This is a genomic window from Pseudomonas sp. Tav-5-1A (assembly GCF_055755055.1).
Genome location: NZ_CM146901.1, coordinates 2,887,989 through 2,910,715, shown reverse-complemented (window position 1 = coordinate 2,910,715; position 22,727 = coordinate 2,887,989). Strand labels below are relative to the sequence as shown.

Genomic DNA, 22,727 nt, shown 5'->3' with positions numbered 1-22,727 from the left:
GAGCCTGGCATGTCCAAGCGCAACTCATGGCTCAACCGCTGCCTCACGCCCAAGACCAGCCTGCCGGTGCAGGTGGTGTGGAGCGCCAGCGGCCTGGCCTGGATCCTGCTGATCGGCCTGTGGGCCTTCCTCTCCTACGGCGGCGTGGTGCCGGCGATGTTCCTGCCCAGCCCCGGCGCGGTGTGGGACGCCGCCGTGCGCCTGGCGCGCGACGGCACCCTGGGCACCCACGTGTGGGCCAGCGTCGAGGTGGTGATGGTCGGCTTCGTGGTCTCCTCCATCGTCGCCGTGCCGGTGGGGCTGCTGATGGGCAGCTTCCGCGTGGTTCAGGCGTTCCTGGAGCCGCTGGTGAACTTCATCCGCTACCTGCCGGTGACCTCGTTCGTGCCGCTGTTCATCCTGTGGATCGGCATCGGCCTGGAACAGCGGGTGTCGATCATCATCTTCGGGGTGTTTTTCCAGCAGCTGGTGATGATCGCCGACGTCTCCAAGGGCATCTCCAAGGACCTGATCAACGCCTCGTACACCCTGGGTTCCAACCGCGTCGACGCGGTGGTGCACGTGATCGCCCCGGCCTCGGTGCCGGGTATCCTCGACACCCTGCGGGTGACCATGGGCTGGGCCTGGACGTACCTGGTGGTGGCTGAACTGGTGGCCGCCTCCAGCGGCCTGGGCTACCTGAGCCTGAAGGCCATGCGTGGCTTCCAGGTGGACGTGATTTTCCTGGCGATCGCGGTTATCGGCCTGTTGGGCCTGATCACCGATCAACTGTTCCGTTTCCTGCGCATAAAGGTGGCCGCATGGGCTCAGTAACCGCAACCTCACCCCGGCTGGTGACGCCCGTGGCCCCGGCCGCCAGCGCCGCGCCGCGGCTGCAGGTGGACAAGGTCTGCCTGCAATATAAGACGCCCTCGGGCGACACCTTCACCGCGCTTGAACAGGTGTCGTTCCAGGTGCCCGACCAGCAGTTCGCGGTGCTGGTGGGGCCATCGGGCTGCGGCAAGTCGAGCCTGCTGTACCTCACGGCCGGCCTCGCCGAGCCCACCAGTGGCGCCATCTACGTCGGTGGCCAGCAGGTGGACGGCCCCGGCGCCGACCGTGGCATGGTGTTCCAGAGCTACACCCTGTTCCCCTGGCTGACGGTGCGGCAGAACATCGAGTTCGGCCTGAAACGCCGGGGCATGCCGGCGGCCGAGCGCAAGGACATCGTCGAGTTCTACCTCAACGAGGTAGGCCTGCAGCGCTTCGCCGACAACTACGCCAAGCAGCTGTCAGGCGGCATGATGCAGCGCGTGGCCATCGCCCGCGCCCTGGCCAACGACCCGCAGATTCTGTTGATGGACGAACCCTTCGGCGCGCTGGACAGCCAGACCCGGCTGCAGATGCAGCAGCTGTTGCTGAAGGTGTGGGAACACAGCAAGAAGACCGTGCTGTTCGTGACCCACGACATCGACGAGGCCATCCTGCTGGGCGACCGCATCTTCGTCATGGGCGCACGGCCCGGGCGCATCAAGCAGGTGCTGGACGTGCCGATCGAGCGGCCGCGCAACCTGGACATGGTGATGGACGCGGACTTCATCCGCATGAAGCGCGAGATCTTCCACCTGCTCCACGACGACGCTCATTGAGCCCTTGTGGGAGCTGGCTTGCCAGCGAGCAGTGGAGGCCCGAAAGGCTCGCTGGCAAGCCAGCTCCCACACAATTTACGGCAACACGTGCGTCAACGGCTTGCCCAGCTCGGTGATGTAGGTGCTGACGATCTCCGTCTCCTGCGGCCCGTTCTTGACGATGTGCGGCGCGTTCGCCGGGGTCTCGAAGGTATCCCCGGCGTGCAGCACATGCTCGGGCTGGCCATCGATGGCGATGGTCACCGAGCCACGGGCCACGTAGCCCGATTCCAGGCCCGGGTGGGTGTGGTGCGGCGAGTTGGTGTTGGCCGGCAGCACGATGCGAATCACGTTCACCTCGTAGCCTGCCGGGTACACCACATGCTGCAGCACCGTGCGCGAACCGGCGGCGGGCTTGGCGGCAGGGGTGTTCAGCGAAGCGCAGCCGCCCAGTACCAGGGCTGCCGCCAACACGGCGCAGGTCTTGCCATTGAAGCCGAAGATCATGTGTTTCCCTTCCAAAACGTGGCTAAAGGCCACAGGCTATCACTCGTGGCTGAACTTCAACACGGTAGTTTGCAGAAACGTTTCACCTGGGTTCAGGCGCGTGCTCGGAAACGCCGGCTGGTTGGGCGAATCCGGGTAGTGTTCAGCCTCCAGCGCAAAGGCGCCCCAGTGCCCGTACACCTTGCCGGCCTTGCCGCTGATGCTGCCGTCCAGCGAGTTGGAGGTGTAGAACTGCACCGCTGGCTGGGTGGTGAACAGCTGCAGATGGCGGCCCGACTGCGGGTCGCTGATTTCCACGGCAGGCTTGCTCAGGTCGCCCTTGGTGTCGAGCACGTAGTTGAAATCAAAGCCACCCTGCTTGGGCTCGGCGAACTTCAGCTGCGGGTGGTCAGCCTTGATATGAGTGCCAATGGGCGTGGGTTTGAGGAAATCCATGGGCGTGCCCGCCACCGGGGCGATTTCGCCGGTGGGAATCAGCTTAGCCGACACCGGCGTGTAGTGGCTGGCGTGCAGGGTGGCGACCTGGTCGAGGATGGTGCCGTTGCCGGCGCCCGCCAGGTTGTAATAACCGTGGTTGGTCAGGTTGATCACCGTCGGCTTGCTGGTGGTGGCGTGGAACTGGATGCGCAGTTCATTGCGCTCGTTGAGGCTGTAGGTGACCTGGGTGTCCAGTGCCCCCGGAAAGCCCATCTGGCCGTCGGCGCTCAGGTAGCTCAGGGTCACGCCTACCGAGCCCTTGTCATGGGTAGGGGTGGCTTTCCACACGTGCCGGTCGAAGCCTTCCGGGCCGCCGTGCATGGCGTTCGGCGCGGCGTTGACGGGAATGCTGTAGGCGTGGCCGTCAAGGCTGAACTTGCCGTCGGCAATGCGGTTGGCATAGCGGCCAATGGTGGCGCCAAAGTGCGGGTCGTTATTCTTCAGTTCGTAGTCGTGGACGTTGTCGAAGCCCAGCAGCACGTCGTCGAACGCGCCATGCTTGTCGGCCACCACCACCGACTGCAGGATGGCGCCGTAGGTAATCACCGCCACCTGCGTGCCCTGGCTGTTGCTCAGGGTGTATTTCTCGATGGGCGTGCCGTCGGCCAGCGTGCCGAAGCTGCTTTTTTGGCTGGCCAGCCCGGCGGCGTGGGCGTTGGCGGCCAACAGCAAGGCCAGGGATAGCCCGGACAGCAGCGAGAGGTTTTTCATCGGTGACTTCCTGTGCGCAAAGAAATCCATGAAAACACGATAGCCGATGCCAGGCAGGCCCTACCAAGGTCGCCCTGGAAAACGTAGGGGCAAGAAAAACTGAATCATCCCGGCAAAGGCCCGGTCAAGACCTATGTACAGGTAATCTGACGAGGCAATTCCCATGACGCTCGAAGCAGACACACTGGCAGAACTTACCGAAGCCTTGCAGCAACGCGGGCTCATTCTGGTGCGCGACGTGAAGTTCACGCGCGCGCCTTACCGGCATGATCATCACTGGATTTGCAGTGTGGCCTGACGCGGCCTACGGCCGCTGCTACAGCCACCTGTAGCAGCGGCCGCAGGCCGCGTCCGAAGCTTACGGCAACGGCTCGAACTTCAGCTGCGCCAGGCTCTGCACCTTGTCTTCGCGGACCATTTTGTAAGGCGTTTCAGGGCCGATCCAGCGGTTCCAGATGCTGTCGATCTCGCCCGCCTGGTCCATGGCGCGCAGGGCTTCGTTGACCTTGGCCAGGAACGCCGGTTCGCCCTGGCGCATGCCGGCGCCGATGGGTTCCAGGGCCATCGGGTCCTTGGCGATGGCCAGGTTCACCCCGCCCTCCTTCGCCTGGCCCACCAGCTTGATGGCGGTCATGGTGTTGGTCACCAGGCCCACCACCTTGTTCTGCTGCAGGGCCATGTAGGCCGAGCCGGTGTCCTGGAAGGTCACCGGGGTGGCGTTGGCCATGCGAATCGACTGCTCGGAGGTGGAGCCCTTGGTGGAGCTGATTTTCTTGCCGGCGAAGAACTCGCGCGGCTGGTCGGCGTTGGGCGCGCGCACCACCAGGGTTTCCTTGGCGATGTAGTACGGGTCGCTGAACTGGATCTGTTCGGCGCGGCTCTTGGTGTAGGCCAGGTTGGCGAAGATCAGGTCGACGCGGCCCATCTTCACCTCCGGAATGCGCGCCTCCACCGACATCGGCTTCAGCTCCAGGGCCACGCCCAGGCGCTTGGCCAGCGCGGTGCAGAGGTCGACGTCCATGCCCACCAACTCGCGGGTCTGCGGGTCGGGCGCGGAGAACGGCGGCACGTCGGCGTAGACGCCGCAGCTCAGGCTCTTCTTCGCCATCACGTCGGCCAGTTGGTCGGCCTGGGCCACCGAGATTGCCAAGGGGGCCAACGCCAGTGCCACCATCAGTTTGTTCATAGCCATGGGCTTACTCCAGTTCAATCAAGGTGAATTCAGTGGGCACGCAGGTCAGCGATGAAACGCTGCGCGCGCGGGTGGGACGGTTGGCTGAAGAACTGCTCGGGGGTGCCTTTTTCCAGGATCTGCCCGGCGTCCATGAACCAGATGGTGTCGGCCACCTCGCGGGCGAAGTTCATTTCGTGGGTCACGCACATCATGGTCATGCCCTCCTTGGCCAGGCCCTTCATCACGCTCAGCACCTCGCCGACCATTTCCGGGTCGAGGGCGCTGGTGGGTTCGTCGAACAGCATCACCGGCGGCTCCATGGCCAGCGCGCGGGCAATGGCCACGCGCTGCTGCTGGCCGCCCGACAGCTGCGCCGGGTAGGCGCTGGCCTTGTGCGCCAGGCCCACGCGGTCGAGCAACTGCATGGCGTGGGCGCGGGCGTCGCTGGCCTTGAGGCCGCGCACCTTGGTGGGCGTGAGGATGATGTTGTCCAGCACCGACAGGTGCGGGAACAGGTTGAAGCTCTGGAACACGAAGCCGACGCGGCTGCGCAGGCGGTTGAGGTTGGCGTCGGTGCCGTTGACGTCCTGGCCGTCGAACAGAATCTGGCCCTTCTGGATGTCTTCCAGGCGGTTGACGGTGCGGATCAGCGTCGACTTGCCCGAGCCCGAGGGCCCGCACAGCACCACCACTTCACCGCGCTTGACCTCGGCGGTAACGTCGGTAAGCGCCTGGTACTCGCCGTACCATTTATTGATGCTGGAAAACATGATCATCGGATGCATGAAGGCAACCCTCTTCAGTTATCGGTGGTCAGCAGGGAAGCCTGCGGGGCGGCTGGGGTGGCCTGGCCCAGGCGCTTGCGGGCGATGCGCCCTTCAAGCACGCCGGCCAGGCGGGTCAGGCCGTAACACAATACGTAATACGTAATAGCAAGAATGAAGAACACCTGGAACGGCTTGGTCAGCAGCTGGTTGTTGACCTGGTTGGCGGCGAACGTCACCTCCTGCACGTTGATCACATAGCCCAGGGAGGTTTCCTTGATGATCGAAACGAACTGGCTGATCAGGCTGGGCAGTGCGTTGTACAGCGCCTGGGGCAGGATCACCCACAGCGTGGTGCGCACATAGCCCAGGCCCAGGGCCCGTGCGCCTTCGTACTGGCCGCCGGGCAACGCCTGGATGCCACCGCGGATGATCTCGCACAGGTAGGCGCTCTGGTACACCACCAGGGTGCAGAGCATGGTGGTGAAGCCGGTAATGTTGTGGCCGATCAGCAAGGGCACCAGGAAGTAGGTCCAGAAGATCACCATCAACAGCGGGATGCCGCGCAGCACGTACACCCACACCGTGGCCGGGTAACGCAGCCAGCGCCATGGCGACACCCGCGCCAGGGCCAGCAGCAGGCCCAGTGGGAACGCCAGCACCAGGGCCGCGGCCGCCAGGATCAGCGTGCTGGCCAGGCCGCCCAGGGGGCCGTGGGGGTATTGGCCGATGAGGAACAGCGGCCAGTTGTCGTGGACAATCTTGAACAAATCGAACATGGCCGCCTACCTCGCCAGGGCTTTGCTGAAGTGCCGTGCCACCAGGGCGCCAGCGCCCATCAGCAACAGCGAAAACACCAGGTACACCACCGTGGCCACCAGGTACGACTCGAACGTGCGGAAGGTGTAGTTCTCCACCTCGCGCGTGGCGTACGTCAGCTCCACCACGCCGATGGCCATGGCCAGGCTGGTGTTCTTGAACAGCAGCACGCTGTGGTTGATCAACGACGGCAGGCAGTTGCGCACGCCCTGGGGCAGGATCACGTAGCGCAGCGAGCGCACGTAGCCCAGGCCCAGGGCGCGGGCGGCCTCGGTCTGGCCGTTGGGAATGGCGCGCAGGCCACTGCGGATGTCCTCGCTGAAATACGCCGCCTGGCACAGGCCCAGGGCGATGATGGAAAACAGGTATTCGCTGCTGTAGTTGGCCAGCCACACCTGGGTGTTGTCGCTGAGCAGCGTGGGGATGCCGAAGTACCACAGCATCAGTTGCACCAGGGTGGGTACGTTGCGGTGGTAGGAGACGTAGGCCGCCACCAGGCGCTCGGCGTACTGGTTGCCGGTCAGGCGGATGGACACCAGCAGCAGGGCCAGGACCATGGCCAGGCACCAGGCGAACAGCGCCAACTGCAGGGTCATGCCAATGCCCTTGAGGATCAGCTCGGCGTATTCGCCGTGCAGAATCGCGGCAAGATTGAAGTCGTGCGTCATGGTCAATTCCCATCGACTGGCGTGGGGCAGAAGCAAGGCGCCGGGGCGAACCCGACGCGGGCGCAGCAATGACGGCTAGAGCCGTTCTTCTTCGCAGGCCAGCGCTTCAGCCCTGCCACTCCTGGGGCCGCGCGGTGGACAGGCCGCCGGGCACCTGCAGGGTCGGGGTGATTTCCATGTGGCCGACGTTCATCGACACCGGGGCGGCGATGGCGAAGGCAATGGCGTTGGCGATGTCCTTGGCTTCCGGCAGCTCGAAGCCCTCGATGAAGCGCTTGCGCACCTCTTCGGAGTCACCATGCACGTGGGCAAAGATGTCGGTGGCAACACGCCCCGGGCAAATCTCGGTGACCCGCACGCGCTTGCCGAAGGCGTCCACCCGCAGCTGCTTGGAGAGCATGCTCACCGCCGCCTTGGTGGCGTGGTAGGTGGCGTTGCCGCCGAAGTTGTAGGCGGCGGCAATGGAGCTGATGTTGATGATGTGGCCGCAGTCGCGCTCTACCATGCCCGGCAGCGCCAGGCGCGCCAGGTGCAGCACCGCGCGCAGGTTGACGTCCACCAGCAGGTCGATGCCTTCGGCGTCGGCCTTGAGCAGCGAGCCCGGGCGGTCGACGCCGGCGTTGTTGACCAGGATGTCGAAGCGCTGGCGCTGGAACAGCGCGGTCAGCCCGGCCAGGTCAGTGACGTCGATGGGGTGGGCGATGCAGCCGGTGCGCTCGGCCAGTTCCGCCAGCTTGTCGGCGCTGCGGGCCAGGGCGTGCACTTCGATGCCCTCGGCGCACAGGCGCTCGACCACGGCGGCGCCGATGCCGGACGAGGCGCCGGTGACCAGCGCGGTTTTGTAATCGGAAAATGGCATGGGGAAACTCCTTGAATCCTGCGTCTGCCTTGGACTGTACCGAGCACCGCTCGCACCGGCCAAGACGCATTGGTTGTGTGGCAATAAGGTGCGCTTATGACCGCACCAGTTGGCTGATCGGGGTGATGACGGCGCCCTGCCCTTCGATGAACGCGCGCAGGTCGCGGGCCAGGTCCACCGCGCCCGGCGTGTCGCCGTGCAGCAGGATGGAGCTGGCGTTGACCTTGACCCGCTGGCCGTCGAGGGTGGAGACGGTGCCGTCCTGCAACAGCTGGGCGACGCGCTCGCGCACCTGGGCCGGGTCCTTGATCACCGCGCCGGGCGTGCCACGCGGCACCAGCAGGCACTGAGCGTCGTAGGCGCGGTCGGCGAGGAAGGTGGTGGCCACTGGCAGGCCGTGCCTGTCGGCGGCGGCCTCGATGGCCTGGCTGCTGGACGAGCTGATGATCAGGCTGCGGTCGAACTGCGCCACCGCGCCCACCAGCACGTCGGCCATGGCGGCGTCGGCGGCCACGCGGTTGCCCAGCGCGCCGTGGAAACTCATGTGGGTCATGCGGTAGCCGGCCACCGCCGCCATGCCGGCCAGGGCGCCCAACTGGTAGACCACGTAGGTGGCCAGCTCCGCCAGGTCGATGTTCATGGCACGGCGGCCAAAACCCTGCAGGTCGGGGTAGCCGACGTGGGCACCGAGGTCGATGCCCAGGGCCTTGGCGCGGCGCACCGTGGTGTCCATGATCAGCGGGTCGCCGGCGTGGAAACCGCAGGCCACGTTGGCCGAGGAGATGATCTCCATCAGCGCCTGGTCTTCGCCCAGGGTCCACGGGCCAAAGCCCTCGCCCAGGTCGGCGTTCAAGTCGATACGCATACGGGCCTCCTCAGCCGGCCAGGTCGAAAAGCGGTTGGCCGTAGCCCACCTGTTCACCTTCGGCGGCGCGCACGGCGCTCACCTGCCCGTCCTGCTGGCTGCGCACCGGCAGCAACAAGTGGCCGATCTGCAGCACGCCCACCAATTGCCCGCTGCGCACGCTGTCGCCGGGCTTGACCCAGGGCGCGCGCTCGTCGGGGTGGTGGCTGAAGAACAGCCCCGGGCCGCTGGCCTTGATCGACGCCACGGGCACGTCGACGCGAGCTGGCGGCTCAGCGTGCAACACGGGAGCAGCCGCCACCCCACGGCGCAGCAGCAGGTCGAAACCAGGCCGCTGGATATGCAGCACACTGAGGTTGGCGGCGCCGAGCCAGCCGGCCAGCTGGCGAATTTCCTTGATGTTCATGGCAGGTTCCTCAAAGGCTGTGCAAGGTCAGCAGGCGGCGGGTGGCGTCGAGGAAGGCGCGATTAGCCTCCAGCGCGTCCAGGGCCTGCGCGTAGCTGCAGTGGATAAAGCGCACGCGGCTGCCGATGGGCGCCTGGCCCAGGCGCCAGAGGTCGGCCTCGATCACCGTGCCGAACTTGGGGTAGCCACCGCTGGGCTGGGCGTCGCGCATCTGGATGATCGGCTGGCCGCCGTGGGGCACCTGGATCACCCCTGGGACGATGCCGTGGGAGCGCACCTCCAGGGGCTTTTCCGGCAGCAGCGGCTGGCCCTCCAGGCGGTAGCCGTAGCGGTTGCTCTGGGTGGTGACCTTCCACTCCCCGGCCCAGAACGCCGCTTGCGCCTCGGCGCTGAAGCAGTCGTATTCGGCGGCGGGCAGCACGCGCATGGCCGGCACGCCATCCACTTCCAGGGGCAAGGCGCGGGTCGCCAGGCTAACGCCGAAGTCGCTGTTGCCGGCCTTGCCAGGGCGGCCTGCGGGCAGGCGGTCGCCCTGCTGCAACATGCGCCCGTTCAGGCCGCCGAATTCGCCGCGCAACTGGGTGCTGCGCGAACCCAGCACCTCAGGCACGTCGACACCACCGGCCAGGCACAGGTAGGCGCGGCTGCCGGCGGAGGGGTAGTTGAGCTTCAGCACCTGGCCGGCGCTGGCTTGGGCCACCCAGTTGGGCGGCAGCGCCTGGCCGTCGAGGGTGGCGCCACAGGCGGCACCGGTCACGGCAAACGCGCAGGCTTCAATAAAGCGTGCCTCGAACGGGAACAGCGGAATCTCGATGGCGGCCGCGCCTTCGTCGTTGCCCAACAGCAGGTTGCCGAGGATCAGCGACAGGTTGTCCATGGCCCCGGAGGTACCCACGCCGTAGCCCAGGCTGCCGTGGCGCCCCAGGTCCTGGACGGTGGCCAGGGCGGTGGCACTGATGATCTCGATCATCGAATGATCCTCTCGATACGGAAGCGAATGTGGTCGCCGGGTTGCAGCAGCGCCGGGGGCGATTGTTCGGCGTCGAAGAACACCATGTCGGTGTGGCCGATGGTGTTCCAGCCGCTGGGGCCGGCCGAGGCCGACACACCGGTCTGCACGCCACCGATCGACACCGCGCCAGCGCCGATGCTCAGCACCGGCACCTGGCGCCGCGGCGTGGCCAGGCGCGGGTCCATGCCGCCCAGGTAGCAGTAGCCGGGGTGGCTGCCCAGGGCGTACACCGGGTACAGCGGCTCGGCGTGCAGGTTGGCGATGGTCTCGATGTCCAGGCCGGTGTGGGCGACCACGTCGGCCATGTGCGGGCCATGCTCGCCACCGTAGATCACCGGCAGTTCGATGATGCGGCCTTCCAGCGGCAGCGGCTGGCACTGCTCCCAGGCCTCCAGCAACCGGCTTTGCAGGCCCAGCAGGTCGCGCGGCGGTGTGGCGAAGGTCAGCATCAGGTTGTTCATGCCCGGCACGGCCTCGGCCACGCCGCCCCAGTCCTGGGCCAGGCGGGCCAGGGCCCAGATGCGTTGCTGCGGCGGCAGGTCGAGGCTGCCCGGTGCTTCCAGCAGCAGCGCGGTGGTGCCCAGCAGGCTGATGCGCGGGGTGGCGTCCATGTGCATGGCACTCATGATGCGGTCCTCTGTTGCAGCCAGCGTTCAAGGTGGTGAATGTCGACGCCGCCCTCGCAGAAGCCGGGGTCCTGGAGAATGTCGCGGTGCAGCGCGATGTTGGTGCTGATGCCTTCCACGCGCATCTCGCCCAAGGCCAGGCGCATGCGCGCCAGGGCCTCGTCGCGGGTGGCGCCGTGGGTGATGACCTTGGCCACCATCGAGTCGTAGTACGGCGGCACGCGGTAGCCGTGGCTGACGTGGCTGTCGACGCGCACGCCGTAGCCACCGGGGATTTCCCAGCGGCTCACCTGGCCCGGGGTGGGCATGAAGGTGTCGGGGTCCTCGGCGTTGATGCGGCACTCCAGGGCGTGGCCGTGCACGCCGATGTCGGCCTGGGTCAGCGTCAGGCGCTCGCCCTGGGCCATGCGGATCTGCTGCTGGACGATGTCGATGCCGGTGGTCATCTCGGTCACCGGGTGTTCAACCTGCAGGCGCGTGTTCATTTCAATGAAGTAGAACTCGCCGTGCTCGTAGAGGAATTCGAAGGTACCGACGCCCACGTAGCCGATCTGCCGGCAGGCGGCGGCGCAGCGCTCGCCGACCTTGGCCACCAACGCGGGGTCGATGCCAGGCGCCGGCGCTTCTTCCAGCACTTTCTGGTGGCGGCGCTGCAGGGAGCAGTCCCGCGCGCCCAGCCACAAGGCATTGCCGTAGGCGTCGCAGAGCACCTGGATTTCCACGTGGCGCGGCTGGCCGAGGAATTTCTCGATGTACAGCTCCGGGTTGCCGAAGGCGCGCCGGGCTTCTTCGCGGGTCAGGTTGATGGCGTCGAGCAGCGCGGCCTCCTGCTCCACCACGCGCATGCCACGCCCGCCACCGCCGCCGGCGGCCTTGACGATCACCGGGTAGCCGATGTCGTGGGCGATGGCCAGGATGCTCTCGGCGTCGTCCGGCATGCTGGTGTCGGGGCCCGGCACGCAGGGCACGCCGGCTTCGCGCATGGCGCGCTTGGCCGAGACCTTGTCGCCCATGGTGCGGATGCACGCGGCGCTGGGGCCGATGAAGGTCAGGCCGGCCTGCTCGACGCGCTCGGCGAAGGCGGCGTTCTCGGACAGGAAGCCGTAGCCGGGGTGAATCGCCTGGGCGCCGCTGAGTTCGGCGGCGAACAGCACGGCGGCGTGGTCCAGGTAGCTTTGGCCGGGGGCCGCGGGGCCGATGCAGATGGCCTGGTCGGCCAGTTGCACGTAGCGGGCGTCGCGGTCGGCTTCCGAATACACGGCCACGGTCTTCAGGCCCAGGCCCTGGCAGGCGCGCAAAATGCGCAAGGCGATTTCGCCGCGGTTGGCGATAAGGACGGTATCGAACATCACACGGCCTCCAGGCGGAACAGCGGCTTGCCGGCGGCGACTTCATCGCCACTGGCGGCGAGGATGGCGCGCACGACGCCGGCGCGTTCGGCCTTGAGCGGGTGGAACATCTTCATGGCTTCCACCACGGCCAGGGTCTGGCCGGCCTCGACCGCATCACCCACCTGCACGAACGCGGGCTGGTCGGGCGCGGGGGTCAGGTGCAGCACGCCGTAGAGGGCGGCGCTGGCGTCGAAGGTGTCGCTGCTGGGTGCCGGGGTGGCGGCGGCAACTGTCGCCGCCAGCGGGCGAGCGACGGCCGCCACGGGCTGGCCGTCGCGCAGCAGGCGCAGCTGGGTGTCGCCTTCGTTGAGGCTCAGCTCGCGGAGGTCGGATTCGGCCATCAGGTCGATCAGCGCTTTAATGCGTTCCGGGTTCATGCAATGGCCCTGCCGTGAATAGTAAAAGTGGCTGGATGAACTCTATCGAGCGCACAAAAACACGGCCAAGACGGTTTGACTGTGGGGAGATAAGGGTCGCTTATGACCATCGCGTAGCCGCTGCCGCCAGGCTGCGCTGGCCCTGTACCTCGCTGAAGGTCTTCAGGGTTCAGACTGGCCAGCGCAGCCTGACGGCAGCGGCTACGGCGGCGTTACCCACGCATCTCGGCAATCAACTCCAGCAAGATCGCCTTCACCGCCTGGGCCGGCACTGACAGCGGCAAATGCCCCGACAGGCACAGCGCCAGCGGCGCCTCGATGTCCGGCGCGGTGATGCGCAACAGGTGCGCCTCGTGCACGGCCACCAGGGCGCGGGCGGCGGATTCGGGCAGGATGGTTGAACCGAAATGCTCGCTGACGGCGGTGGCCAGGGTGGTGGACGACTCCACCTCGGCGATCACCCGGGCGCTGAGGCCGATCTTCAGGAAGGCTTCGTCCACCAGCCGACGCATGGTGTTGTAGGTGCGCGGCAGCAGCAGGTCCAGCTCGGCGACCTCGGCCAGGCCGATCTCGTCGCGGTGTTGCAGCTCGGGGTCGGCGCTCACCAGGTACAGCTGTTCGCGCAGCAGCGGCACGAAGGTCAGGCCGTGCACTTCACGGCCGCCGTAGAGCACGGCCATGTCCATGCGGCCGTTCATGATCAGCTCACTGAGGGTGGTGCCGAAGTTTTCATTCAGGTACAGCAGGATGCCGGGGTGGCGCTCGCGCACCCGGCGCAGCAACGGCAGCGACAGCGCCGAGGCCGCAGTGCCCGGGGCCAGGCCGACCGAGACCTGGCCGGACAAGGCGAAACCGGTGGCGTTGACGTCGCTCTGGGCCTGCTCGCACTGGCGCAGGATCAGTTGCGCATGACCGTACAGCACCTTGCCCGCTTCGGTCGGCGTGACGCCGCGCTTGGTGCGGATGATCAACTGCTGCTGCAGCTCGGCCTCCAGGGTGACCAGCTGCTGGCTCAGCGCTGGCTGGGCGATATGCAACACATCGGCAGCCTGGGTCAGGCTACCGACATCGACGATCTTCACGAAGTACTTCAAACGGCGCAGGTTCACGGCAACACTCGAAACAAGGCTGAAAGCATTGCCACAGCAAAAGCCGCGCCACCTCCCGTAGCAGCGGCCACAGGCCGCGTCCCCAGGCGCTGCGGCGGACCTGAAATGACCGTGTCGGGCGCGGACGCAGCCTGCGGCAGCTGCTACGGGTATAAGTGTTTGCTATGGGTGTGCATCTTGCGGCCGCAGGAGGTGCGGGCGGGCCTTGTAAATGCTGGCTAGCACCATTTTGGTGCGCAGCGGTCATAAGCTGTGCCTATCAAACCAGAACAAACTTGTCTTATCAGCCCCGCCGCCCCGCCTCGTAACGTAGCCGTCATCAGGCCACCACCGAGGACTCCCCCGTGACCGCTTCCCGCATCGCCGCCCGAGTGCACCGCATCAAACCCTCGCCCAGCAGCGCCGCTGCCGACCGCGCCAACGAACTGCGCCGCGCCGGCAAGTCGATCATCAACCTGGTGGTGGGCGAGCCCGACTTCGACACCCCGGCGCACATCCGCCAGGCCGCCTGCGCCGCCATCGACAACGGCGACACCCGCTACACCCAGAACGCCGGCACCCCGGAGCTGCGCCAGGCCATCGTCGCCAAGCTGCAGCGCGAAAACGGCCTGGCCTATACGCCGTCCCAGGTGGTGGTCACCAACGGCGCCAAGAGCGCCATCTACAACGCCTTCTCCGCCACCCTGGGCCCGGGCGACGAGGTGCTGATTCCCGCGCCCTACTGGGTGTCGTACCCGGACATGGTGCTGGCCTGCGAAGGCGAACCGGTGACCCTGGCCTGCACCGAGGAACACCACTTCAAGCTCACCGCCGAGCAGCTGCGTGCCGCGATTACCCCGCGCACCCGCTGGCTGCTGCTGAACTCGCCGAGCAACCCCACCGGCGCGGTGTACCACGCCGAAGAACTGCGCGCCCTGGCCGACGTGCTGCTGGACTACCCCGACGTGCTGGTGATGACCGACGACATCTACGAGCACATCCGCTACGACGACCGCCCCGCCACGCACATCCTGGCCGTGGAACCGCGGCTCAAGGACCGCGTGCTGGTGATCAACGGCGTGTCCAAGTCATACGCCATGACCGGCTGGCGCATCGGCTTCGGCGCCGGCCCCGCCGACCTGATCACCGCCATGGCCACCCTGCAGTCGCAGTCCACCAGTAACGCCTGCAGCGTCAGCCAGGCCGCCGCGGTGGCCGCCCTCAACGGTGACCAGGGCTTCATCGAGCAAAGCCGCGCGGTGTACCGCCAGCGCCGCGACCGCTGCCTTGAGCTGATCAACGCCATCGACGGCCTCAGCTGCATCCCGCCCGAAGGCGCGTTCTACCTGTACGTCAACTGCGGCGCCGTGCTGGGCAAGCGCACTCCCCAAGGCCAGGTGCTGGCCAGCGACAGCGACTTCATCCTTTACCTGCTGGAAAGCCAGGGTGTGGCGGTGATTCCCGGCAGCGCCTACGGCCTGGCACCGTTCTTCCGCATGTCCACAGCCTCGGCCATCGAGACCCTGGAAACCGGCTGCCAGCGCATCGCCGCCGCCGTCGCGGCGCTGGTGTAAGGGGTTCGATGATGACGATGCCGAGCCACAGCGCCCTGACCTTTAAGCAAGCCTTGCTGGCCATGCTCGGCCTCTCCCTGGTGCTGATGCTTTCAGCCCTCGACCAGACGGTGATCGGCAACGCCTTGCCGAGCATCGTCGCCCAGTTGCAGGGCTTCGAGCTGTACGCCTGGGTAGCCACCGGCTACCTGCTGGCCTCCATCGTCACCATCCCGATTTTCGGCCGCCTGGGCGACTACTACGGGCGCAAGCCCTTCGTGCTGGCGGCCACGGTGATCTTCACCCTGGCCTCGCTGGTGTGCGCCCTGGCCAACGACATGCTGGTGCTGGTGCTGGGCCGCGCCCTGCAAGGGGTGGGCGGCGGCATGCTGATCGGCACCGCGTTTGCCTGCATTCCCGAACTGTTTCCCGACACCCGCCAGCGCCTGCGCTGGCAGATTTTGCTGAGCGCGCTGTTCAGCGTGGTCAACGCCATCGGCCCGGGCCTGGGCGGCTATTTGACCGGCGCGTTCGGCTGGCGCTCGGTGTTCTATATCAACCTGCCGCTGGGGGCGGTGGCGCTGTGCTTCGCCTGGCGCTACCTGCCCCATTACCGCCCGCTGCAAAGCCGCGCCATTCGCCTGGACTGGCTGGGCGCGCTGCTGATCGCGGTGGCCCTGGGCAGCCTGCAACTGTTCGTGGAATGGCTGGGCCAGGCCCAGGTGTGGGGCAGCGCGATACTGGGTGCGGTGTGCATCGCCGCTGCGGTCGCGCTGTGGTGCTGGGAGCGCCGCTGCAGCGATGCGCTGTTGCCGGCCGCGCTGTTCCGGGCGCCCAGCGTGCGTCTGCTGTTCGTGCTGTCGCTGCTGGCCGGGGCCATCATGTTCAGCCTGTTGTTCTACCTGCCGCTGCTGCTGCAAGGCAGCTACGGCTATTCGCCCCAGGACGCCGGCCTGCTGATCACGCCCCTGGCCTTGAGCATCACCCTGGGGGCCATCGTCAACGGTCGAATCATCACCCACCTGCGCAACCCCAACCTGATTCCCCTGGCCGGTTTCGCCGTGCTGCTGGTGGCCTGCGCCGGGCTGGCGCTGGTGGGCCTGCACGCCTCGTTCCACGCGTTGCTGGGGCTGATCCTGCTGGCCGGGCTGGGCCTGGGGCTCATCCTGATGAACCTCACGGTGTTCACCCAGACCCTGGCCGAGCGGCAGTTCCTGGGCATCGCCACCGCCCTCACCCAGTCGCTGCGCCTGGTCGGCGGGCTGCTGGGCACGGCCGTGATGGGCGTGCTGGTCAAGCTGCTGTACGCCAGCCACCTGCAAGGCGCGTTCATCGCCGCAGGCCAGGCCGACGCCCTGCCCCTCTTCATCGACCCGCAAGTGCTGCTCAAGGCCGGCGGCGATCCGGCGCTGCTGCAACTGGCCCGCCAGGCCCTGGCGCAAGCGCTGGGCAGCGGCCTGCTGCTGTGCGCCGGCCTGGGCGTGCTGGCCCTGTGGGTGCTGTACCGCTTGCCGCCGGTGGCGCTGACCCGCGCCGCCGCACCCGTTGCTCCTGTTGCTCCTGAAGAACAATAAAAACCTTAACTGCCGCCCCTGCACCTGCCTCTCACAACATTGACTACAGCACGAGGAATTCCCGATGGTGCTCTTGAATCGCGCAGCTTACCGCGCACCCGCAATTCTGGCCGGCCTGTGCGGCCTGGCCATGGCGCAACCAAGCAACGCCGAAGGCTTTATCGAGGACAGCACCGCGACCCTGCTGGCGCGCAACTTCTTCAGCAACGCCGACAACCGCAGCGGCGCCGCCAACCCCAACTACACCCAGGAATGGGGCCAGGGCTTCATCCTCAACTTCAAGTCCGGCTACACCCCGGGCACCGTCGGTTTCGGCGTGGACGCCATCGGCATGCTCGGCATCAAGCTGGACTCGGGCAAGGGCACCCACTACAACCCGTCGGGCACCGCCTACAACGGCAACATCTTCCCCACCGACGACGGCCGCGCCGCCGATGAGTTCGGCAGCCTGGGCGCCACGGCGAAGATGCGCTTCGCCAAGACCGAAGTGCGCGCCGGTACCCTGGTGCCGATGCTGCCGGTGGTGATGTCCACCGACCGCCTGCTGCAACAGACCTTCAACGGCGAGCAGATCCAGTCCAAGGACCTGGACCACTTCACCTTCATCGCCGGCCAACTGGACAGCGTCAAGGGCCGTGGGTCGACCAACCAGATGGGCATGTCCATTCCCGGCGCCAACAGCCGCCTCACCGGCAAGTTCGTGCACAAGTTCCAGTACGCCGGCGTCGACTGGAAAGCCACCCCCGACCTGCTGCTGCAGTACTACTACGGCGGCCTGGAGAACTTCTACAACCAGCACTTCCTGGGCCTGGTGAACAACTGGAAGGTGGGCCCCGGCACCCTGCGCACCGACCTGCGTTACTTCAACAACAGCGCGGCCGGCAAGAACGACAATGACGCGGACTACTACACCGCCGGCTACTACGGCGACGGCGTGACCAAGGGCAAGGTCGACAGCCAACTGTCCAGCGCGCTGTTCACCTACCTGGTGGGCCCGCACACCATCGCCGCCGGCTACCAGCAGGTGACCGGCGACAGCGATGCGGTGTGGCTGAACCAGGGCGACGGCTCGACCTCGTACTTCATCACCGAGTCAATGATCGGCAAGTTCCAGCGCGCCGGCGAGCGCACCTGGCAGGTGCGCTACGGTTATGACTTCGCCGCCATGGGCGTGCCCGGCCTGACCTTCCTGGGCATGTACGAAAGCGGCTCGGGCGCACGCACCGCCGCTGGCGACAAGAGTGAGTGGGAGCGCAACCTGACCCTGACCTATACCGTGCAATCGGGCCCGGCCAAGGACCTCAGCGTGGCGCTGCGGCACGCCTCCATGCGCACCGAGTTTCCCGGCGTGCGCGACCAGGACGAGCACCGGGTGATCGTTACCTACCCGATCAATCTGTTCTGACCGTGGTTGTGGGAGCTGGCTTGCCAGCGAGCCTTTAAAAACTCGCTGGCAAGCCAGCTCCCACACGCTCTTCCTGCAGCGACAACAAATACTCGCCAAACCCCTCGCGGCACTTGAAATCGCGGCGCGCGCTGGTGACCACCGAGGTGGTCGCCGTCCACACGATGCGCGCGCCGATGCGCTCAAGGTCCGCTACCAGTTGCACGTCTTCATGGGCCGCCAGGTGCTGGAAACCGCCAGCCCTGGCATAGGCCTCGGCGCTCAGCCCCAGGTTGGCACCATGGATGTGCCGGTGCCCCTCCTCGAACCGGTACCCCGCCAGGTACTTCGCCCGCGCTTGCTCGGTGTGCTCGGCCCAACTGTCCACCGCCACCGTGCCACACACGGCATCGGCCTGGAACGCCAATTGGCGGGCCAGCCAGTCGCCTGGCACCCGCGTGTCGGCATCGGTGAACGCCAGCCACTGCGCGCCGGCGTTGAGCAACGCCTGGGCGCCGAAGGCCCGCGCCTTGCCGACGTTACGAAAGCCCACCTCCAGCACCTCGCACCCGGCCGCAGCCGCCAGCAACCCGGTTTCGTCGCTGCAGTGGTCGAGCACCACCAGCACTTTTACCGTCATGCCCGCCAGTTGCGGGTGCCGCGCCGCCGCCTGGATCGAGGCCAGGCAAGGGGCGATGTAGCTTGCTTCATTGTGCGCCGGAATCACCACACCAATCATGAGTCGCCCTCTTCTGCCCGAGCCCGCCTGTTCCCAATCGACCCGGGCGGTTGGCGGAAGGTTTAAAAAATTTTCATCGGCAGAAAAACTGAACGTTCGCCTGGCCGTCTGCCTCCATTGTCCTGATTCGATTGGGCAAGAGAGGAAGTCCACCATGGCAACTGAAAACCAGTATTCGATGCAGAACCCACTGACCCAGTATCCACACCCCGAATTCCCCAAACAGCCCCAGGGCGCGCCCGGCACCGTGCACAAGATGACGCCCGCGCCGGACCACGGCGAGCACAGCTACAAGGGCTTCGGCCGCTTGCTGGGGCGCAGGGCGCTGATCACCGGTGCCGACTCCGGCATTGGCCGCGCGGCGGCAATTGCCTATGCCCGCGAAGGTGCCGACATCGTCCTCAATTACTTGCCTGAAGAGGAAAGCGACGCCCGCGAAGTGGTGAAGCTGATCGAAGCCGAGGGCCGCAAGGCGGTGGCCATTCCCGGCGACCTCAAGGATGAGGCGTTCTGCCAGGCCTTGGTGCAGAAGGCGGTGGCCGCCCTGGGCGGCCTGGACATACTGGTGAACGTCGCCGGCAAGCAGCAAGCGGTGGAAGCCATCGCCGAGCTGACCACCGAGCAGTTCGACGCCACCTTCAAGTCCAACGTCTACGCGCTGTTCTGGCTGTGCAAGGCAGCGCTGCCGCACCTGCCAGCCGGCGCCACCATCATCAATACCGCGTCCATCCAGTCCTACAGCCCGTCGCAAAACCTGCTGGACTATGCCTCGACCAAGGCCGCCATCGTCGCCTTCACCAAGTCGCTGGCCAAGCAGGTGATTGCCCAGGGCGTGCGGGTCAACGCCGTGGCGCCGGGCCCTGTGTGGACACCGCTGCAACCCAGCGGCGGCCAACCTCAAGAGAAAATCCCCACCTTCGGTTCGCAGACGCCCATGGGCCGCCCCGGCCAGCCGGCCGAATGCGCGCCGCTGTATGTGTTCCTGGCCACTCAGGAATCCAGCTATATCACCGGTGAAACCTTCGGCGTGACCGGCGGCAACCCGCTGCCATGACCGGCCGGCCGCCCGGCTGGAACTCCTGGCCGGGCGGCGGTTCAACCGTGCATACACCCGAGGACACCACCATGAGCACAGACAACCGCCCCGAAAACGCGCCGCCCACCGACACTTCCGGCAAACCGGTGAACGTGGTGAAGCGCGACCTGGAAGACCGCGACGACGACACCCGTGGCGTCGATGAGGCCATCACCCCTTCCTCCACCCGCGCCAAGGAGCAGGACGCCGAGACCCTGCAAAAGAAAACCGCCGAAATCGAACGCAAGGTCGCCGACGGCAACTGACCCCACACTGTTCCCCGGCGAATCACGTGCGTGGGAGCGGGCTCTGCCCGCGAAGAGATCACCGCGTTGGTCCGACATATCGCGGTGTGCTTTTCGCGGGCAGAGCCCGCTCCCACACAGCTGCAGTCAGGCGGCTTTGTGCAGGGCTTCGATCAGCTGAGCCTTGGTCATGGTCGAGCGCCCACGAAGGTTGCGGCTGCGCGCTTCGCTCATCAGGCTCTCCTTGGTCTGGCTGGCCAGCGAAGCACGATCGCTGCGCCCATGCCCTTGCCGGGTCTTTGCCGCACGCTTGGCCGAATCCGACGCCGCAGTCTCCTTTTTTGCCTTCGAGGTGTGGCGCCCCGAGCCACCGGGTTTCTCGCCACCGCCCGACTGCTTGTTCACCGTTGCCCAGGCACGCGCCTCGGCGGTTTTCTTCGATGCACCCTTATCCTCGTAACTCTGTTCGATGTGTTCGGCCTTGCGTTTCTGCTCGGCGGTGTATTTGTCTTTGCTACCCCGTGGCATGATGTTCACCCCTATGTGGCGCCGGCGATTTTTTCCGGCCTGTAATGGTGTGAAGCCCTGTTTTTGAATTAGTTCGCTGGAATACTGCCGTGACTCCCTCCCTCGACCTGCGTAGCTACAGCGGCGAATGCGCCCACCACCAGCACGGTTTTACCCAGCTGGTGCTGCCCGTGGCCGGCGGCATGGAGATGGAGGTGCAGGGCCGTGGCGCGCGCCTGGACCTGTCGCTGGCGGCGCTGATCGCCCCCGGCGCCGAGCACGGCCAGCGCGCCGACGGCGCCAACCGCTTCCTGGTGCTGGACTGCCCCAACGCCTGGTTCGAGGCGCGCACCCTCGACGCCCTGGCGCGCCGTACCTACGTGCCAGTCTCCGCCGCCACCCGCCGCCTGATCGAGTTCGCCGACCTGCTCGGCGCGCAGGGCCTGCCCCAGAGTGCGCCACACCTGCTGCCGCTGTTGCTCGACAGCCTGGGCCGCGACGCCGGCCAGCCGGCCAGCGGCATGGACCGTCTGTTGGCGCACCTGGAAGCCGACCCCGGCCAGGCCTGGAGCAACGAAGCCATGGCCCGCGTCGCCGCCATGAGCGTCAGCCAGCTGCACCGGCGCTTTGCCGAACGCTACGCGCAAGCGCCCCAGGCGTGGCTGGCGCAGCTGCGCATGCGCCATGCCTGCCGCTGGCTGGCCGAAAGCCGCCTGCCACTCGCCGATATCGCCCTGAAGGTCGGTTTCAGCGACCAGGCCGCCCTAACCCGGGCCATGCGCCGCCTGTGCGACACCACGCCGGCGGCCTACCGCCACGCCGCGCGCCAGCCTGGGTAAAGGCGTCGACAGCCTGGGCCAATACGCCGAAGCGCGCAGCCGGCACACTGCGGCCCTTTCCATCAGGCGGTTGCTGCATGACAACTCATCCATCCTTGGCCAAGGGTATTGGCTGCGGCGTCGCGGCGGGCATGTGCTGGGGCGTGATCTTTCTCGGCCCGGCGCTGACGCCGCAGCTGTCGGGGCTTGAATTCGCGGTGCTGCGCTTTCTCGCCTACGGGCTGTTTTCCCTGGCGTTGCTGCTGCCGCGCTGGCGCAAGGTGCGCGCGCAGTTGACTCGCGCCGACTGGCGGGCGCTGGGCTGGCTGAGCCTGGTCGGCACGCTGATCTATTACGCGCTGGTGGGCAGCGCCGTGCAGCGGGTCGGCGTGGCCACCACCTCGCTGGTGGTCGGGCTGATTCCGGTGCTGGTGGCGCTTGCCGGCCGTGGCGACGCCGGCGCCGTGCCCTTCGCCCGGCTGCTCCCGTCGCTGGCGTGCGCCACGGCCGGGGTGGCGTTGATCAGCCTGCACGCCATGCACGGCGCCGCGCTGGGCAGCATTGTCGGGCTGCTGTGCGCGTTTGGCGCGCTGCTGACCTGGAGCTGGTACGCGGTCAGCAACGCCCGGCGCCTGGCGCTGACCGCCGTCTCGGCCCAGGACTGGGCGCTGTTGACCGGCGTGGTTACCGGCGCCCTGGCGCTGCTGCTGGCCGTGCCGGTGCTGGGCAGCCACCTGGCCGCTATCGACCTGCACGCCGTGCTGGTCACCGCCGGGGTGGCGCTGCTGGCCTCGGTGATCGGCGGCGCCTTCTGGAACCAGGCCAGCCGCCTGCTGCCCCTGGCGCTGAGCGGCCAGGTGCTGGTGATCGAAACCCTCAGCGCGCTGATGCTGGGCTTCCTCTGGGAGCAGCGCTGGCCGGACCGCCAGGAGGTGGTCGCCATGGTGCTGCTGGTGGTGGGCGTGGCCTGGTGCCTGCGCAGCCACCAGCGCCACCGGGTCACGCCTTGATCGCGGCCTCGATGGCGGCGACGTCGATCTTGCCCATGGTCATCATCGCCTCGAACGCGCGCCGGGCGGCCTCGCGATCACTACCGGTGAACGCCTCGGTCAGCACCCGTGGAGTGATCTGCCAGGACAGCCCCCACTTGTCCTTGCACCAGCCGCACTCGCTGGCCTGGCCGCCGTTGCCGACGATGGCGTGCCACAGGCGGTCGGTTTCGGCCTGGTCCTGGGTGGCCACCTGGAAGGAGAAAGCCTCGCTGTGGGGAAACCCCGGGCCGCCGTTGAGGCCCAGGCACGGGATGCCCATCACCGTGAAGTCCACCGTCAGCACGTCGCCCTCCTTGCCCGCCGGGTAGTCCGAGGGCGCGCGGTGCACCGCGCCCACCGCGCTGTCGGGAAAGGTTTGCGCGTAAAAGGTCGCGGCGTCCAGCGCCGTGCCGTCGTACCACAGGCAAAGGGTGTTCTTGTTCATGGCAG

Annotated in this window: 27 protein-coding genes; 10 read left to right on the top strand and 17 right to left on the bottom strand. The window is 66.9% G+C overall.

Annotation, left to right across the window (positions count from 1 at the left end; translation table 11 throughout):
• Positions 1 to 9: 9 nt before the first annotated feature.
• Both AC0J42_RS13345 and AC0J42_RS13340 read left to right on the top strand, forming a co-directional pair.
• Complete coding sequence (locus AC0J42_RS13345) at positions 10 to 813, top strand: ABC transporter permease (RefSeq protein ID WP_416424015.1); 804 nt, start codon at positions 10 to 12, stop codon at positions 811 to 813.
• Positions 801 to 1,628, top strand: a complete 828-nt coding sequence (locus tag AC0J42_RS13340) for an ABC transporter ATP-binding protein (protein ID WP_416424014.1) — start codon at positions 801 to 803, stop codon at positions 1,626 to 1,628. Before AC0J42_RS13345 ends, AC0J42_RS13340 begins: the two co-directional genes overlap by 13 nt.
• A gap of 75 nt (positions 1,629 to 1,703) precedes the next feature.
• Here the strand turns inward: AC0J42_RS13340 and AC0J42_RS13335 are convergent, their stop codons facing one another.
• Together AC0J42_RS13335 and AC0J42_RS13330 are read right to left on the bottom strand one after the other, a co-directional pair.
• Positions 1,704 to 2,114: a cupin domain-containing protein gene (locus AC0J42_RS13335; RefSeq protein WP_416424013.1), complete on the bottom strand. Its 411-nt coding sequence runs from the start codon at positions 2,112 to 2,114 to the stop codon at positions 1,704 to 1,706.
• Between the two features lie 39 nt (positions 2,115 to 2,153).
• Entirely contained in the window at positions 2,154 to 3,302 is a 1,149-nt protein-coding gene (locus tag AC0J42_RS13330) for an aldose epimerase family protein (protein WP_473006503.1), read from the bottom strand.
• A 163-nt stretch (positions 3,303 to 3,465) separates the two neighbouring features.
• On the opposite strand from AC0J42_RS13330, the gene AC0J42_RS13325 reads away from it, so the two are divergent.
• Complete coding sequence (locus AC0J42_RS13325) at positions 3,466 to 3,600, top strand: hypothetical protein (RefSeq protein WP_416424011.1); 135 nt, start codon at positions 3,466 to 3,468, stop codon at positions 3,598 to 3,600.
• 60 nt (positions 3,601 to 3,660) lie between these two features.
• On the opposite strand, the gene AC0J42_RS13320 is transcribed toward AC0J42_RS13325, so the two are convergent.
• The 12 genes from AC0J42_RS13320 to nac all read right to left on the bottom strand — a co-directional run bounded on the left by AC0J42_RS13320 (position 3,661) and on the right by nac (position 13,372).
• Positions 3,661 to 4,494: an ABC transporter substrate-binding protein gene (locus AC0J42_RS13320; RefSeq protein ID WP_416424010.1), complete on the bottom strand. Its 834-nt coding sequence runs from the start codon at positions 4,492 to 4,494 to the stop codon at positions 3,661 to 3,663.
• Positions 4,495 to 4,523: 29 nt separating this feature from the next.
• Positions 4,524 to 5,252: an amino acid ABC transporter ATP-binding protein gene (locus AC0J42_RS13315; RefSeq protein WP_416427590.1), complete on the bottom strand. Its 729-nt coding sequence runs from the start codon at positions 5,250 to 5,252 to the stop codon at positions 4,524 to 4,526.
• A gap of 23 nt (positions 5,253 to 5,275) precedes the next feature.
• Positions 5,276 to 6,019 carry an amino acid ABC transporter permease gene (locus AC0J42_RS13310; protein WP_473006502.1) on the bottom strand — a complete coding sequence of 248 codons (744 nt, stop codon included), beginning with the start codon at positions 6,017 to 6,019 and terminating at the stop codon, positions 5,276 to 5,278.
• A gap of 6 nt (positions 6,020 to 6,025) precedes the next feature.
• Entirely contained in the window at positions 6,026 to 6,727 is a 702-nt protein-coding gene (locus AC0J42_RS13305) for an amino acid ABC transporter permease (RefSeq protein ID WP_416424008.1), read from the bottom strand.
• 106 nt (positions 6,728 to 6,833) lie between these two features.
• Positions 6,834 to 7,586 (bottom strand): SDR family oxidoreductase, encoded by a 753-nt coding sequence (locus AC0J42_RS13300; RefSeq protein ID WP_416424007.1) that lies wholly within the window; start codon positions 7,584 to 7,586, stop codon positions 6,834 to 6,836.
• Positions 7,587 to 7,680: 94 nt separating this feature from the next.
• Positions 7,681 to 8,451 (bottom strand): LamB/YcsF family protein, encoded by a 771-nt coding sequence (locus tag AC0J42_RS13295; protein WP_473006501.1) that lies wholly within the window; start codon positions 8,449 to 8,451, stop codon positions 7,681 to 7,683.
• Positions 8,452 to 8,461: 10 nt separating this feature from the next.
• Complete coding sequence (locus tag AC0J42_RS13290; RefSeq protein WP_473006500.1) at positions 8,462 to 8,857, bottom strand: acetyl-CoA carboxylase biotin carboxyl carrier protein; 396 nt, start codon at positions 8,855 to 8,857, stop codon at positions 8,462 to 8,464.
• Between the two features lie 10 nt (positions 8,858 to 8,867).
• Positions 8,868 to 9,827, bottom strand: coding sequence for a 5-oxoprolinase subunit C family protein (locus AC0J42_RS13285; protein ID WP_473006499.1), 960 nt, complete (start codon positions 9,825 to 9,827; stop codon positions 8,868 to 8,870).
• Positions 9,824 to 10,495, bottom strand: coding sequence for a 5-oxoprolinase subunit PxpB (pxpB, locus tag AC0J42_RS13280; protein WP_473006498.1), 672 nt, complete (start codon positions 10,493 to 10,495; stop codon positions 9,824 to 9,826). The genes AC0J42_RS13285 and pxpB overlap by 4 nt, the downstream gene beginning before the upstream one ends.
• Entirely contained in the window at positions 10,492 to 11,844 is a 1,353-nt protein-coding gene (gene accC, locus AC0J42_RS13275; RefSeq protein ID WP_473006497.1) for an acetyl-CoA carboxylase biotin carboxylase subunit, read from the bottom strand. The genes pxpB and accC overlap by 4 nt, the downstream gene beginning before the upstream one ends.
• Positions 11,844 to 12,263, bottom strand: coding sequence for an acetyl-CoA carboxylase biotin carboxyl carrier protein (locus AC0J42_RS13270; protein ID WP_473006496.1), 420 nt, complete (start codon positions 12,261 to 12,263; stop codon positions 11,844 to 11,846). Before AC0J42_RS13270 ends, accC begins: the two co-directional genes overlap by 1 nt.
• Before the next feature lie 212 nt (positions 12,264 to 12,475).
• Entirely contained in the window at positions 12,476 to 13,372 is an 897-nt protein-coding gene (nac, locus tag AC0J42_RS13265; protein WP_473006495.1) for a nitrogen assimilation transcriptional regulator NAC, read from the bottom strand.
• 344 nt (positions 13,373 to 13,716) lie between these two features.
• Here nac and AC0J42_RS13260 point away from each other — a divergent pair, with 344 nt between their 5' ends.
• The 3 genes from AC0J42_RS13260 to AC0J42_RS13250 all read left to right on the top strand — a co-directional run bounded on the left by AC0J42_RS13260 (position 13,717) and on the right by AC0J42_RS13250 (position 17,883).
• The gene (locus AC0J42_RS13260) at positions 13,717 to 14,925 is read left to right on the top strand and encodes an aspartate transaminase (protein ID WP_473006494.1); all 1,209 of its coding nucleotides are present in this window, start codon (positions 13,717 to 13,719) and stop codon (positions 14,923 to 14,925) included.
• Positions 14,926 to 14,936: 11 nt separating this feature from the next.
• The gene (locus AC0J42_RS13255) at positions 14,937 to 16,478 is read left to right on the top strand and encodes an MFS transporter (protein WP_473006852.1); all 1,542 of its coding nucleotides are present in this window, start codon (positions 14,937 to 14,939) and stop codon (positions 16,476 to 16,478) included.
• A 64-nt stretch (positions 16,479 to 16,542) separates the two neighbouring features.
• On the top strand, positions 16,543 to 17,883 hold the full coding sequence (locus AC0J42_RS13250; protein ID WP_473006493.1) for an OprD family porin: 1,341 nt from the start codon (positions 16,543 to 16,545) through the stop codon (positions 17,881 to 17,883).
• 34 nt (positions 17,884 to 17,917) lie between these two features.
• On the opposite strand, the gene AC0J42_RS13245 is transcribed toward AC0J42_RS13250, so the two are convergent.
• Positions 17,918 to 18,601, bottom strand: a complete 684-nt coding sequence (locus tag AC0J42_RS13245; RefSeq protein ID WP_416423997.1) for a glycosyltransferase family 2 protein — start codon at positions 18,599 to 18,601, stop codon at positions 17,918 to 17,920.
• Positions 18,602 to 18,755: 154 nt separating this feature from the next.
• On the opposite strand from AC0J42_RS13245, the gene AC0J42_RS13240 reads away from it, so the two are divergent.
• Complete coding sequence (locus AC0J42_RS13240) at positions 18,756 to 19,655, top strand: SDR family oxidoreductase (protein WP_473006492.1); 900 nt, start codon at positions 18,756 to 18,758, stop codon at positions 19,653 to 19,655.
• Positions 19,656 to 19,726: 71 nt separating this feature from the next.
• A complete protein-coding gene (locus AC0J42_RS13235; RefSeq protein WP_473006491.1) occupies positions 19,727 to 19,942 on the top strand; it encodes a hypothetical protein in 216 nt (71 codons plus the stop codon).
• Positions 19,943 to 20,068: 126 nt separating this feature from the next.
• Here AC0J42_RS13235 and AC0J42_RS13230 read toward each other — a convergent pair whose 3' ends face one another.
• Positions 20,069 to 20,449, bottom strand: a complete 381-nt coding sequence (locus AC0J42_RS13230; RefSeq protein ID WP_473006851.1) for a termination factor Rho — start codon at positions 20,447 to 20,449, stop codon at positions 20,069 to 20,071.
• Between the two features lie 89 nt (positions 20,450 to 20,538).
• Here AC0J42_RS13230 and AC0J42_RS13225 point away from each other — a divergent pair, with 89 nt between their 5' ends.
• Together AC0J42_RS13225 and AC0J42_RS13220 are read left to right on the top strand one after the other, a co-directional pair.
• The gene (locus AC0J42_RS13225) at positions 20,539 to 21,267 is read left to right on the top strand and encodes a helix-turn-helix transcriptional regulator (protein ID WP_473006490.1); all 729 of its coding nucleotides are present in this window, start codon (positions 20,539 to 20,541) and stop codon (positions 21,265 to 21,267) included.
• Positions 21,268 to 21,344: 77 nt separating this feature from the next.
• Complete coding sequence (locus AC0J42_RS13220; RefSeq protein WP_473006489.1) at positions 21,345 to 22,256, top strand: DMT family transporter; 912 nt, start codon at positions 21,345 to 21,347, stop codon at positions 22,254 to 22,256.
• Here the strand turns inward: AC0J42_RS13220 and AC0J42_RS13215 are convergent.
• Positions 22,246 to 22,722, bottom strand: a complete 477-nt coding sequence (locus tag AC0J42_RS13215; RefSeq protein ID WP_473006488.1) for a VOC family protein — start codon at positions 22,720 to 22,722, stop codon at positions 22,246 to 22,248. The genes AC0J42_RS13220 and AC0J42_RS13215 overlap by 11 nt on opposite strands.
• Positions 22,723 to 22,727: the final 5 nt, after the last annotated feature.